General features: G+C 48.9%; 10 protein-coding genes and 1 pseudogene. All 11 read right to left on the bottom strand.

Going from position 1 to position 13,626, the window contains the following annotated elements; translation table 11 throughout:
• Nucleotides 1-9 precede the first annotated feature (9 nt).
• Entirely contained in the window at nucleotides 10-2,550 is a 2,541-nt protein-coding gene (gene mutS, locus FA954_RS07125) for a DNA mismatch repair protein MutS (protein ID WP_244932699.1), read from the bottom strand.
• An 89-nt stretch (nucleotides 2,551-2,639) separates the two neighbouring features.
• Nucleotides 2,640-4,142: a reverse transcriptase/maturase family protein gene (locus FA954_RS07120; protein ID WP_062843326.1), complete on the bottom strand. Its 1,503-nt coding sequence runs from the start codon at nucleotides 4,140-4,142 to the stop codon at nucleotides 2,640-2,642.
• 568 nt (nucleotides 4,143-4,710) lie between these two features.
• A pseudogene (locus tag FA954_RS14095) lies at nucleotides 4,711-4,812 on the bottom strand (MutS N-terminal domain-containing protein); the annotation flags it as partial.
• A 74-nt stretch (nucleotides 4,813-4,886) separates the two neighbouring features.
• On the bottom strand, nucleotides 4,887-6,278 hold the full coding sequence (locus tag FA954_RS07110) for a putative amidoligase domain-containing protein (RefSeq protein ID WP_052186827.1): 1,392 nt from the start codon (nucleotides 6,276-6,278) through the stop codon (nucleotides 4,887-4,889).
• A gap of 155 nt (nucleotides 6,279-6,433) precedes the next feature.
• Entirely contained in the window at nucleotides 6,434-7,030 is a 597-nt protein-coding gene (gene cotE / locus FA954_RS07105; RefSeq protein WP_037996865.1) for an outer spore coat protein CotE, read from the bottom strand.
• Nucleotides 7,031-7,129: 99 nt separating this feature from the next.
• Nucleotides 7,130-7,552 (bottom strand): YlbF/YmcA family competence regulator, encoded by a 423-nt coding sequence (locus FA954_RS07100; RefSeq protein ID WP_049720190.1) that lies wholly within the window; start codon nucleotides 7,550-7,552, stop codon nucleotides 7,130-7,132.
• A 1-nt stretch (nucleotide 7,553) separates the two neighbouring features.
• On the bottom strand, nucleotides 7,554-9,035 hold the full coding sequence (gene miaB / locus FA954_RS07095) for a tRNA (N6-isopentenyl adenosine(37)-C2)-methylthiotransferase MiaB (protein ID WP_037996866.1): 1,482 nt from the start codon (nucleotides 9,033-9,035) through the stop codon (nucleotides 7,554-7,556).
• A 277-nt stretch (nucleotides 9,036-9,312) separates the two neighbouring features.
• Nucleotides 9,313-9,888, bottom strand: coding sequence for a xanthine phosphoribosyltransferase (locus FA954_RS07090; protein WP_049720192.1), 576 nt, complete (start codon nucleotides 9,886-9,888; stop codon nucleotides 9,313-9,315).
• An 80-nt stretch (nucleotides 9,889-9,968) separates the two neighbouring features.
• Nucleotides 9,969-10,709: an MBL fold metallo-hydrolase gene (locus tag FA954_RS07085; RefSeq protein WP_170151260.1), complete on the bottom strand. Its 741-nt coding sequence runs from the start codon at nucleotides 10,707-10,709 to the stop codon at nucleotides 9,969-9,971.
• Nucleotides 10,710-10,806: 97 nt separating this feature from the next.
• A complete protein-coding gene (locus FA954_RS07080; protein ID WP_037996873.1) occupies nucleotides 10,807-11,673 on the bottom strand; it encodes a 2-oxoacid:ferredoxin oxidoreductase subunit beta in 867 nt (288 codons plus the stop codon).
• Nucleotides 11,660-13,420 (bottom strand): 2-oxoacid:acceptor oxidoreductase subunit alpha, encoded by a 1,761-nt coding sequence (locus FA954_RS07075; protein WP_037996875.1) that lies wholly within the window; start codon nucleotides 13,418-13,420, stop codon nucleotides 11,660-11,662. Before FA954_RS07075 ends, FA954_RS07080 begins: the two co-directional genes overlap by 14 nt.
• Nucleotides 13,421-13,626 lie beyond the last annotated feature (206 nt).

Raw genomic sequence — 13,626 nt, 5'->3', positions numbered from 1 at the left:
CCATATTGTTTAATTTAATTTTTGTTTGATCTCATGCAAAAACTGCATGCATTCAAACGGGGTCTTATTCATTAAATCCCACTTGCGGACGGCCTCCAAAACTTCTTGTTCTTCGGAGGTCAAAGACGAAGCGGCCGTCTCCCTGGTTGCCGGTTGAATTTCCAACGGATCGAACAAGGACAACTGCCCCGACGAATCCGGGGAAGCACCGGTGTTTGAAGGTGCGGGTGTGCCTTTTTCCAATTCGGTCAACAACTGTTTGGCTCTTGTGATCACTTCTTTCGGCAGCCCGGCCAGCTCGGCCACCTGAATCCCGTAACTGCGATCCGCCCCTCCCGGGACAATCCGGTGCAAAAAGACCACCTTTCCGTTCCGCTCAATGCATTGGGCATGCACATTCTTCAACCGGGACAATGATTCCTCCAGTTTTGTCAACTCATGATAATGGGTGGAAAACAGCGTCTTGGCTCCCACATGGTCATGAATGTATTCCACGATGGCATGCGCGAGAGCCATCCCGTCATAAGTGGATGTTCCTCGTCCCACTTCGTCCAGCAGGATCAAGCTCCTCCGGGTGGCCTCCTTCAGGGCATGGCAGGTTTCAGACATCTCCACCATAAACGTGCTCCGCCCGCCGGTCAAATCATCCGCCGCCCCGATCCGGGTAAACACGCGGTCCACAATGGAAATTTCCGCTTCTTCCGCCGGAACGAAACTTCCGATCTGGCTTAAAATCACAATCAAAGCCACTTGTCTCATGTACGTGCTTTTTCCGGCCATGTTCGGCCCCGTCACCAATAAGACTTGGCGGTCTTCCTGATCCAACTCCGCATCATTGGCCACAAATTCCCCCGTATTGGTAACGGCTTCGACGACCGGATGGCGGCCTGCTTTGATTTTCAGCTGACTGCCTGTATGCACTTTCGGACGGACATATTGATACTTTTGGGCAATCAGCGCAAAGGCGTGCAATACATCCAACTCGGCCACCCGTTCGGCCAGAGATTGCAATCGTTGAACCTGGTCCGCCACCTGATCCCGGACCTTTGTAAACAGTTCATATTCCAGTTCCACTGATTTTTCCGAAGCATTTAAGATGAGCTGTTCCCGTTCTTTTAATTCCGGCGTGATATACCGTTCCGAATTGGCAAGCGTTTGCTTGCGGTGGTACCGGTCTTTGGGAACCAGATGCAGATTGGACTTGGTAACCTCGATATAATAGCCGAACACGCGGTTATAACGGATTTTTAGCGACTTGATTCCCGTCGTGTCTCTTTCTTTCTGCTCCAGCTCGGCAATCCAGCTTTTCCCGTCTTTCTGGATCTTCCGCAATTGGTCCAATTCTTCATGGAAGCCTTCGCGGATGATGCCGCCTTCCTTGACGGAAACCGGCGCTTCTTCCACCAACGCTTCGTCGATGAGGCTTTTTACATCCGCCAACTCATCCATTTTTTCCGCCAATTCCTTCAGCGGCCGGGAGTCGGATTGCAACAATTTCTCTTTCAGTTCGGGAATGATGGAAAGCGATCTTTTCACACTGTTTAAATCCCGCGCATTGGCCGATCCGTAAGAAATGCGCGCCGCCAGCCGCTCCAAATCATAAACTTGTTTCATCCGGTCCCGCACTTCATCCAGCAACAAAAAGTCGGAAAGCAACGCTTCCACCATATTTTGGCGCCGGGTGATCTCTTCCAGTGACAGAAGCGGCTTGTCCAGCCATTTTTTCAACAACCGGCTCCCCATTGCGGTGGCCGTTTGATCCAACAGCCACAATAGCGAACCTTTTTTCTTTCCTTCGCCAAGCGTTGCCGTCAATTCCAGGTTTCTTCTCGCCGCTTCATCCAACATCATATACTGCCTGGCGTCATACCGGTGCAACCGCTGCAAATGATGCAGAGCCCGCTTTTGCGTTTGTTTCAGATAAGAGAATAACAAGGCGACCACTTTTCGCAAAAACGGGGTATCGCACAGCTCGGGGTATTGCGGAAACTGCGCCGGCAACTCTTCGGACAGTTTCTTTTCGGAACCGGCATCCATGCCATGCGGCGTGATCAAACATTTTAAGTGGGATTGAATCTGTTCTTTTACCGCCGCTTGATCTGCCAAGGATTCATCCAACACGATTTCTTTCGGCCGATACGAAGAAATTTCATCCAAAATCGCGTCCAGCGAACCGCTCATCTCCGTAATGTGGCACTCTCCCGTGGACAAATCCACTGCCGCCAATGCCATTTGGTTTTCGCTTCCGGTCAGCGTCACCAAAAAATTATTTTCCTGGTCGACCAGCATATTTTCTTCCATGATGGTCCCGGGCGTGATCACGCGAACCACTTCCCGCTTGACCACCCCTTTGGCAGCGGAAGGATCTTCCACCTGCTCACAGATGGCCACTTTATATCCCTGATCAATCAATTTTTCCACATAAGTGTGAGCCGAATGATAAGGAACCCCGCACATGGGAATGCGTTCACTGCCACCATCCCGGCTGGTCAATGTAATCTCCAGCTCTTCGGCTGCTTTTTCGGCATCTTCGAAGTAGAGTAGGAACAAAGCGCCTTGCCGCCTTCTGACGGCAGGTTTCTCTGAACCCCTCTCCGAACCGTACGTACACCTCTCGGCGTATACGGCTCTCCGCTTGCTCAAATCCGGCCTTGGTCCGGCGGTCCGGATCCATCCACCCGGTCGACGTCGCTATGTAAGACGGGGTCTTCCTTGCGCTTAAACCCTTCGTCATGGAATGTGGCAACCGCTTTTTCCCCGTCTCCGGTTTCAACCGGCACCTGAAAGGTCCCCGCATGCATATACTTCTTCAAGAGTTGATGCACGGAACACTTGTATTTCATGGCCAATGTTTTATACATGCTGTATCTCAGCAAATAGGCATACCGTGACAAAGTGCCGACATTCTCCGCCAATTGGTAATAATGGTACATGCGCCGGATCTCCCGGTTATAAACGCGCAGAATCTCCGCATCGGAAAGAGGAACCAGTTCCTTCTTATGTACCGGCTTCAGCTTGCCGTTTTGTTCTTTCACCGCCCCGAATTGATGCAGTCTTTTGATCCGGACATCTTTTGGAAAAAGCAGTTTGCACTGTTCTTTGACGGTGATGTCGTATCCGAGAAAACGCGTATGTTTTTTGGCATGTTTTAAAATAAGTGCTTCGCGGGAAAAAGGAAGATTCAATTCCTGTTTTATAAACCGGACAACCTCATCCCCGATGGCTGAGGATTCCTTCTTGGAACCGATCACCCCCAATAAGATCTCCCCGGCATAACGCGTATACACGAGCCGTTTAAAAGCCGGATCCCACGGATCTTCCCGGGGGATTTGTTTCAACCGTTCCGTCCATTGTTGTTGCAGCCGGTTCAAATTCTCTTTTTCCGCTTCGCTTTCTGCATCCCTTTTTCTTTGTTCCACCTGTTTGATACGGGCAAGAAGCTTCTCGTAAGCCGGATTCCTCCTGCGCTTCTTTCCTTTGGAAAACTCATGGATCAGCGTTTCCACATGCCGGTCCAACGCATGGAAATAAATATTGGCCAAAACCGGGCTGATCCATCCGCCCACGGGAGCCCCGCTGCAGGTGCGGTGGAATTGCCAATCCTCTAACCATCCTGCCCGCAAAAACTTGTTGATGAGCCGGATGAATTTTTCATCCTCAATCCTTTTTCTCAGAAGGGAACGCAGCACTTCAAAAGAAATGGAAGGGAAAAAAGAATGCAGGCTTCCGTGCAGCAACCATTTGACACCGGAAAAATTTTTCTTTACTTGCAACAAAGCGGTATGGCAGCTTCGGTGAGAACGATAACCATGGGACAAGTCCGAAAAAGAACCCTCATAGATCGCCTCGAGAAGCATGCGGACAATCCATGCCACCAAGCAATCCCGAAGCGGTTCCGTCTCCCCGGCGCCGGGAAAGGGTGCCGGCTGATAGGTTTCGTTTTTCAATTCCTTCATCAGGGATTCCAGCTGTCCGGGAAGGAGTTTCCGGTGTCTTACCTGAGGGAACCGGCGGATCAGTTCCTGATATGCCTTTTGATAAAACCGCGGGTTATACAAATTTCGGTAAATCCTTTGGAATAAATAGGTTGAATCGCCGGACTTCGCGGCCAGACTGTTCAATACGTACTCAGGATTTCTCATAAAGCCTCACGCTTCTTCCTTTGTCGTATGGAACCCGAGCAAGCTGCCCCCCTTCGCCGTGTGCCGGGCTTTCCCCGGCTCAGACTACTACGGGGGCTCCGTCACCATATCGGATATTCAGGCCCTTGCGGCCATAGCCCGACAGGCAGGCATTCCGACTCAGGTGATCCCCATTTAGACTTATAGAGACAGGCACGTTGTGATGTCGGATGTGACGTTCGCCCTTTTCCTCTGACAGAGGCTGCCCAGCCGCAGGACGCACCGATGACCGCCATGTCTTTCTGCGAATCATCACGGCTGCATGGCGTATACAGCTGCCTTCCGCCATGGGCTACGATCAACCGGCTCGGGCTGTCATTCAAGCAATCCAGCTTTCATCCTCATTCACAACCTTTCATCTCGCCACTCAGTCGCACGATGGCAGCTTCGTGACTCGTGACTTTACCAACATGCTACACTCCCCTTCGGGTTTCCCCTCCGGATCAGTTGGTCGATGATGGGTGTTTTCCGCGTCCCTCACCCACTGCCTTGCCAAGGGCAGATTCCCTATAAGTCCTTATGGGCGCACAAACATCTCGTAAAAATCGCCTAAACGAAAAAATAAGAAGGCATCCGGATATTGTGCCTTGATCGACAAGTATTGCTGAATCATCGGAGTATATTTTGCCAAAGTTCTCTGCCTCCGTTACAATATTTTTCACTGCAATATTTTAACATGAATCGAGGCACCGTCCCACTTTTCCATTATTTTTTCTTCTGGTAAGGCGGCAGTTTCCACACTTTTCGAATATCTTGCGATTCATTCCAAGTCGATCCCGAAGTCAGGTATTTGTAGAATTTATCCAGATATTCCTTATGCCGCCCATAATAAGGGCACTTCTTCAATTCGCTCCACAACACGGGCAACCACTTGGCCAACACCTCTTTATCCCCCTGATAATACGCTTCTTGGACGTCTTCCTCGTCCAGCGGATAATAATTGAAATACCGGTAGTGGATGGCAATCAACTTGGCCACGACAAAGACCCCTTTGGTCAGGGTGGGGGAAATCAGCCAACTGGGTAACGTCCGGTATTCAAACCCGCCGTGGTCCTGATATCGAAAATCCCCCAAAAACCCGTACTTGGGACGGCGCCCGATCCCCTGCGGATCTTCCACGATTGCCAAAAATAACGCCAAATAGTTGTCCAAAGCCCGCAACAATTTAAAGTTTGGTTGAACACCGCTGAAGTGGATATGCCCTCCCAACGGGAAAGCATGGTGCGGCAATGCGCCGGCCAGCCATTTTGCCGGGGCGCGCCCTGTTTTTTTGGCTGCGTACAACAACCCTTTAAAGATGTTGATGGCCAGTGCGCGCGGATCCGGAGTCGGCTCCGGCCGGATCTCCACAAGCGGCTTTAAGGAACGGTTTTGGTTCATCCAGATCGCATCGCACCCGACCCTCCCTTTCACTGGGAAATATCGGGATGCCATCAGCAATCCCCCGGACCTTCCTTCCATGATAAACTCCGGATCGGCTCCCAGCACCACCTGGTTCCAAGGAATGGCCGGAAGATTTACACACTCTTTCACATATTGCTGTACGGCTTTCACGAAGCTTTGTTTCATTTCTTTGTTTAACTTGGGATCACATACCACCTGCCGGACAAAATATTTCCGGTTGGGCCCCACGGCCAGTCGCACCAGTCCGTAATCCAATCCCAACGCATACAAAGCCCGGACGGCCCATTCTTTGATTTTCCGCACTTCCCTCGACGGATCCTGCAAAGAGACCCGCCGGAAACTGTTTTTCCAATTCCTCTTTTGCTCCGCCAGCCAAGCCCCCTGTTGACGGGAACAATAAACCGCCAACACATTGGTTTGGAAAACAGCGACCATGTACTCCCGCAAGACCAGATGATGATGGGAATGCACGGGAACCCCGTGCATCCTTAAGATCCGGTGGCAAGCCGAAGGATTTTTTGTCCTTTGGACATGTCTTTCATCATTTAAAATCAAAACCGGCTCAGACACGGCCACCGATCCGCTCTTTTCCAGATGAATGGTTGAGGCGAGTCTTCCTTGTTGTTCAATCAAAAGATTTTTGATTGATTGCTGATTGTTAAAATCCATATATGGAAGGGTGACGGCTCCCATAACCTTTCCCCTTTCTGTGCATCCCACTTTCCGTCAAGAGCATTATGATCTATGTTATGTCTCGGCTTCTCAATTGGTTAAATGTTGTTTCGGATCCAAAAACAAAAAATAAACTGCTGACTGGGTGCCAGCAGTTCCCGAGGAATATCCGTTAATCAATCTTCCAGGTCATCAATGATCAGATCCGGATCCAGTTCATCAAAAGAATCTTCATCCACATGTTCTTCATAGCTTCCCGCCAAATCTTTTTCATCAGTTTCTGCATATTCTAACGGATAGACCGGTACGCAAATCTTCGTTTGCCCAACCATTTCAACCGCAAATTCTTTTTCAACCCGGACGACAATGCCATCTGCGATTCCGTCCGTGTGTGAAGCGATGGAAGCTTCCACACAGTTGGGAGCCTGCGTCACCGTGGCACTGACGGTAACGGTGGAGTCACGGGTGTTGCGGTCATAATAGCTAAGCGGGACTTGCTCGGTGTAATAAACGGTTTCTTTAATCACATCGGTTTTGGTGTTCCCTTTGGTGGAATACCAGATATTCACATCGTACTTGCCGCTGACTTCCACGGCTTCTCCTACTTTTGTGCATTCGTACTGATGATTAATCACCCATGCCCCCAAGATCGTATGGATATTTTCCGGCGGCTTCACTGTGTGCGTGGACTGTAAAAATCTGCGTCCTTTTCCGCATACAGCCTTGGTAATAATTTGTCGGTATTCCATGGCTCTATCTGGATATGACACCATACTTCCCTCCTCCAAGCATCATTCAATAACAAGTGTATGCAGGGCAACTGTCTAGGGTGCAAAAAAACCCCCGGGAAATCATCCCGGGGGAAAATTTTTTTACCGCGAACAACCACAAGGCCCGCCACTTCCACATCCCTGCCGGATTTCACCACCGGTTTCAACGGAAACTTTTTTGGAAACAGTGGTGCCAATCACTTGCTGGATGGTTTGCAAAAGATCATTCACACCCACTTGCGTCTGCTGATACTCCCGGATGATGGGGAGGTTCTCCAGTTCCTGATTCAACTGTTCCAGTTCTTTTTCCAAGATGCGGGCATATTTGGTTTTCTGATAATGCTTGGCATGGACCAATTCTTTTTGCTTTCGCTTGATGGTGTCAATATAATTTTGGACGGTCTTGCTTTTTTTCACCTGCTCTTCCGCGGCACGAAACCGTTGGATTTCTTCGCTTTTTAAAATCAAGTCCGCAAATTGCCGGGCTTGCACCAACACGGGATGGTTTTCAAACGAAGTGTACATTTTACCCTCCCACTTTCGTCAGAGGTTCCTCTTCCACCCAAACTCCTTTTAACGTCCAGGTTTGCGGTTCATCGATCCGGACATGGGCAAATTTCCCGATCAGATGCTTCGGTCCCGTGAAATTCACCAGCTTGTTGGTACGGGTCCGTCCCGATAACACATCCGGATTTTTCTTGCTTGTGCCTTCCACCAAAACTTCCACCACTTGGCCGCGGAGAGCTTCATTTTTCCGGCGGCTGATTTCGTTTTGCAGATCGTTCAAACGTTGCAGTCGTTCTTTTTTCACTTCCATTGGCACGTCATCTTTCATTTTGGCGGCCGGCGTTCCCTCACGCGGTGAGTAAATAAACGTAAACGCCGAATCAAACTCCACTTCCCGGACAAGGGACAGCGTTTCTTCAAATTGTTCTTCGGTTTCTCCGGGGAATCCCACAATAATGTCCGTGGTCAACACCACATCCGGGATGGCTTCTTTAATTTTGCGGACCAATTCAAGGTAAGACTCCCGGGTATATTTGCGCGCCATCAATTTCAAAATTTGCGAGCTTCCGGATTGAACCGGCAGATGAATGTGCTCGACCAGATTTCCGCGTTTGGCCAAAACTTCGATCAGATGGTCATCAAAATCGCGCGGGTGGCTTGTCGTAAACCGGACACGCGGAATGCCGATTTTACGGACATCATCCATCAAGTCGCCAAACCGGTAATTGATATCGGTGAAATCTTTTCCGTAAGCATTCACGTTTTGTCCGAGCAAAGTCACTTCCTGATAGCCTTTGCGCGCCAGTTCGCGAATCTCATTTAACACGTCTTCGGGACGGCGGCTGCGTTCTTTCCCCCGTGTATAAGGAACAATACAGTACGTGCAGAATTTGTCGCATCCGTACATAATGTTGACCCAGGCACGCAGTCCGTCTTCACGCTTCTTGGGCATGTTTTCAACCACATCGCCCTCTTTGGACCATACTTCCACAACCATTTCCTTGCTGAATAAGGCGTTTTGCAACAAGACCGGCAAACGGTGGATATTGTGTGTGCCAAAGATTAAATCCACATGCTGATAACTTTTTAAGATCCGGTTGACGACCACTTCTTCCTGGGACATGCAACCGCAAACCCCGAGGATTAAATCCGGGTTTTCCAACTTCAGGTGTTTGAGGCGTCCCAATTCGCCAAACACTTTATCTTCTGCATTTTCGCGAATGGCACACGTATTCAGCAAAATAATATCCGCTCGATCTTCCCGTTCTGTCCGTTCATAGCCCATTTGTTCCAGAATTCCGGCGATCGTTTCGCTGTCATGAACATTCATTTGGCATCCGTAAGTTTGAATCAAATATTTCTTTCCTGCGCCGACACCACGCATATTTTCGGGAATCTGATCAAATTGTATCACTTCCACACCCGACTTCCCCCGCCTTTTGGCGGCTTTCAGATCGGGTGCAACAAAATATTGGCTGTAATCTTTCTCTTTTCGTTCCATTTCATCCACCCTTTCTGGTGAGATTGCTTCTATAATGAATAAATCCATGATTTCGAAGGCTGAACACGAATACTGCAATTTTCTCATTATACACGATGAGTGACATGTGTTCAATAAAGATCCTCGGATGATTCTCCCCCATTATAACATGTTGTTGCGAATTTCCCAGCCGGGGAAAATGAATTTTAGCGAATTGTTTGTGTTGCAAACTTGTTTATTTCAAAACACCAATCAATCAAGCCGGATCTCCCTCATAAAGAGAAATCCGGCTTGACCCTCAGTTTTCTTTGAAATGAACTTTTCCATCAGCCAAAGATGCAATTTCCACCAGCGATTCCACTCGAATTCCCTGCTTGCGAAGATTGGAGCCGCCGGGCTGAAAAGATTTTTCAATCACCGCCCCCAATCCGGCCAACCGGGCCCCTGCCATGCGGACCACTTGAATCAAACCTTCTGCCGCTTGTCCATTGGCCAGAAAGTCATCAATCACCAATACCCGGTCCTTTGGGGTTAAGAACTTTTTCGCCACCACCACGGAAGTCGTCTCTTGTTTGGTGTATGAAAAAACTTTGGCTTCATAATAGGAATCCTTCAATGTCAGCGATTTTTTCTTCCGGGCGAAAACCACGGGAACGTGCAATGCCAATCCGGTCATGACAGCCGGCGCAATGCCCGACGACTCAATGGTTAAAATTTTAGTGACGGATTCATCTTGGAAACGCCTGGCAAACTCTTCCCCGACTTCCCTGATCAAAAAAGGATCGATTTGATGATTCAAAAATGCATCCACCTTTAAGATGTCATCGGACAGCACCAATCCCTCTTTGACAATATACTCCTTCAGTTTCTGCAAACGCTCTCCCCTCTTTCCATCGGCTGATTCAAAACCGTGCTTGTCTCTCCATGATAATGGATGACCGGCCCAAACAAAAGCTACAAATCGACCGTCATGCCGGAATAAGCGGTTTGGCAAACACCGTCAAACACCGCCATGGCTTCCTCCTTCAGGTGATCCGGATCATACCCGGGATACAAATGGGTCAAGATCAACTGCTTGGCCTTGAGCCGGCCGGCAGCAAGCCCGGCTTGTCTGGCCGACAGATGCCCTGTTGGTTGATCCGGCAAATCTTTATGTAAAAAGCTTGCTTCACAAACAAACAGGTCAGGGCTTTTCCCCATCTTTTCCCAATCCGTCTCCGGGCCACTGTCTGCCCCGTACAAGATGGTGCGTTTACCGTCATGGATCCGCATGGCAAAACAAGGGACGGCATGATCGGTGCGGAAAAATTGCACGGTCAACCGCCCGCCCAAATGAATTTTCATCCCTTCCCGGATCCCGTTTCGGTCAATCTCTGTTTTATAACGCAACTTTTCAAACCAACCGGCCGGTTTCTCCGGTGACCAGACCGCAAGGGGGTGTTTCCTTTTCCCTTGTTTTCGGGCGGTCATGACCGCGTACTGCAAAACAAAAAAATCAACGATATGGTCATGATGCAAATGCGACAACAAAACGGCATCCAACGCTTCGATGGCGATCCGTTCGACCAGCCAGGCCAGTATGCCGCTGCCGCAATCAATCAGGATTTTTTTCCCTTCCGCCTCCAACAGATAACCGGGAGTCCCACCTCCCGGCGCCGGATAAGGGGAATGGCAACCAAGCACCGTCCATCTCATCAGGCATCCTCCTTCGCATTCCATTATCACAACAAACTCTCTCCGTCCATTCCACAAAAAAAGCTGTACAGACATTAGTCTGCACAGCTTTTTTACTTTATGCAAATTCGGCAACCAATTCTTCGAAGTCTTGTTCGGAAATTTTCAGCTCTTGTTTTGCCAACGGCTCTTCTTTAAAGCCTCTGATCACGGATTCATAGGAGGGTTGCTCTTTGTTTTGGTAGATGATTCCTGTGACCAATCCTTGATGTTCCATCAGTTTTTGCATGGCCATTTGTCGGTCGGATGAATCATAATCCGGATCATCATCCAAGCTGACCAGATTTTGTTTGAAAAAGTCATACGTGTTGATTTTGTTGTACGTTACACAAGGGCTGTAAACATTGATAAAGGAAAATCCTTTATGCTTGATCCCTTCTTCGATCACACGGGTTAATTGTTTCAGGTCACTGGAAACTGATTGAGCCACAAAACCGGCTCCTGCTGTCAGCGCCATTTCCATTGGATGAATGGGTGCTTCAATGGCACCTTGCGGCGTGCTTTTGGTTTTAAATCCTTTTTCGCTTCGTGGAGAAGTTTGGCCTTTGGTTAATCCGTATACCTGGTTATCCATGACAATATAGGTGATATCCACATTCCGGCGAATGGCATGGATGGTGTGCGACATCCCAATGGCAAATCCGTCTCCATCCCCGCCGGCTGCAACCACCGTTAAATCGCGGTTAGCCAGTTTCAACCCTTGTGCAATCGGCAGCGCTCGGCCATGGACACCGTGAAATCCATACGCATTAATATATCCGGAGATCCGTCCGGAACAACCAATCCCTGAAACAACGGCTACTTCATGCGGCTCCAAACCGGTATTGGCGAAAGCGCGCTGCATGGCGGCCAACACGGAAAAGTCACCGCAACCGGGACACCAGTTGGGTTTTACTTTATTGCGAAAATCTTTAAACGTGGCCATGGACCAACAGCTCCTTACATTGATGATAAATTTCAGAAGGCAGGAATGGGTTTCCGTCATATTTTCCAAAGTGAACCAGTTTTTCAGCCATTCCTACATACATTTTGATGACATTGGTTAATTGTCCGGTAGCGTTGTTTTCAACAACCAATACTTTTTTCGCTCTGTTCATTTGCTCCCGGATGATTTCCGTCGGGAACGGCAACAATTGGCGAATGTGTGCATGGTTGATTTTCAAGCCTTCTGCTTCTGCGCGCTCTTTCGCTTCGGAAATCGTGCCGCGGGTCGAGTTGAATCCGATAACCAAAAGATCGGCATCATCGTGCGGAGCATCCAGGTAAACCGGGGTGTCAAAATCGATGCCGTTTTTCAGTTTCATGAGCCGTTTTTCCATCATTTTTTTGCGGTTTAACGGTTTTTCCGACGGACGTCCGGTTTCGTCATGCTCCACTCCGGTCACATGGTGCAATCCGTTTTTCTGTCCTGGAAGAACCCTTCTGGAAATGCCATCCTCAGTCAGTTCATAACGCAAAAATAATTGGGAAGGCTCCAACTCCGGAAGCTCTTCATCCCAGGAAACCAGCTTTCCGCGTTTAATTTCAATCCGGTCGTATTCCAGCGGCTCAACGGTTTGTTTCCCGAGCGACATCGCCAAATCCGACAGGATAATCACCGGGCATTGATACTGTTCCGCCAGATTGAACGCCTGAATGGTATCGTAGAAGCATTCTTCGGCTGTGCTCGGAGCAATGACAATTTTCGGGATTTCACCGTGGGTGCTGAACAGCATGGACAATAAGTCACTTTGTTCCTGTTTGGTCGGAAGACCGGTACTGGGCCCGCCACGCTGCGTGTTCACGATCACCGCCGGCGTTTCGGTCATCCCGGCCAGCCCAATCGCTTCGGTCATCAGTGACAATCCAGGCCCTGCTGAAGCCGTGAGAGCACGAACACCACCATAGTTGGCCCCGATCACCATGGTGATCGCTGCAAGCTCGTCTTCTGTTTGAACTACCGAACCACCAAATTTCGGAAGTTTTTTGATCAAATACTCCATGATTTCTGAAGATGGGGTAATCGGATATGCAGCCATCAACCGGGCTCCCGCTGCAATCGCCCCCAGTGCAATGGCGTCATTTCCGATCATATATAACCGCTTTTTCCCGTCAGAAGGTTCCAAGCGAAATCTTGTTATTCCATCACCAAGTTCGCCTTCCGCATGCTCGAACCCTCTTGTAATCGCTTCCATATTCCTATCTACCACTTTTTGGCCTTTCCGTGCGAACCTTTCTTCAATCACTTCTTTAAAAGCATCCGCCGGAATGCCCAACAATGCAGCCGAGGCCCCGACAGCCACCATGTTTTTCATTTGGGACATTCCGATTTCTTCGGCAATCTTGGTAAACGGAATCGCAAGAAGGTTTGCGTTTACTCCTTCCGGAACGGTTGGATTAAACTTGGCATCGGCCAAGATGACCCCGCCCACAACCAATTCATGAGCATTCAAGTCAATGGATTCTTGGTCAAATGCAACAAGTATATCCAGCTCGTCGGAAATGGAGCGGATTGGGTTTATGCTGATACGAATCTTGGTGTTGGAGTGACCACCTTTAATTCGTGAAGAAAAATGTCTGTACCCGTATAAATAATACCCTTTTCGATTTAAAGCTGTTGACAAAATCTCTCCTGCACTGTCAATACCTTCCCCTTGTTGTCCGCCCACTTTCCACGAAAGCTGCTTAACCAATGAACTCATCTCCTTTAATACTGCCACACACTACACAATATTAAAATAACTATGAAAGATATCAACTCTTCACAAAGAAAGGAATAAAGCCAACTTTGTGCTGAGTGATAGCATTTTCATGTATCATTCTAGACCTGTATGGTATAAAAAGCAACCGTTTTAAGTTCTCTATCTTTCCAATTTTTCTTTTAATGTTGCAAAAAAAG

Source organism: Thermoactinomyces vulgaris, assembly GCF_005886755.1.
GTDB lineage: Bacteria > Bacillota > Bacilli > Thermoactinomycetales > Thermoactinomycetaceae > Thermoactinomyces > Thermoactinomyces vulgaris.
The sequence above is the reverse complement of the archived record's forward strand: the minus strand, read 5'-3'. Positions and strand labels throughout refer to the sequence as shown.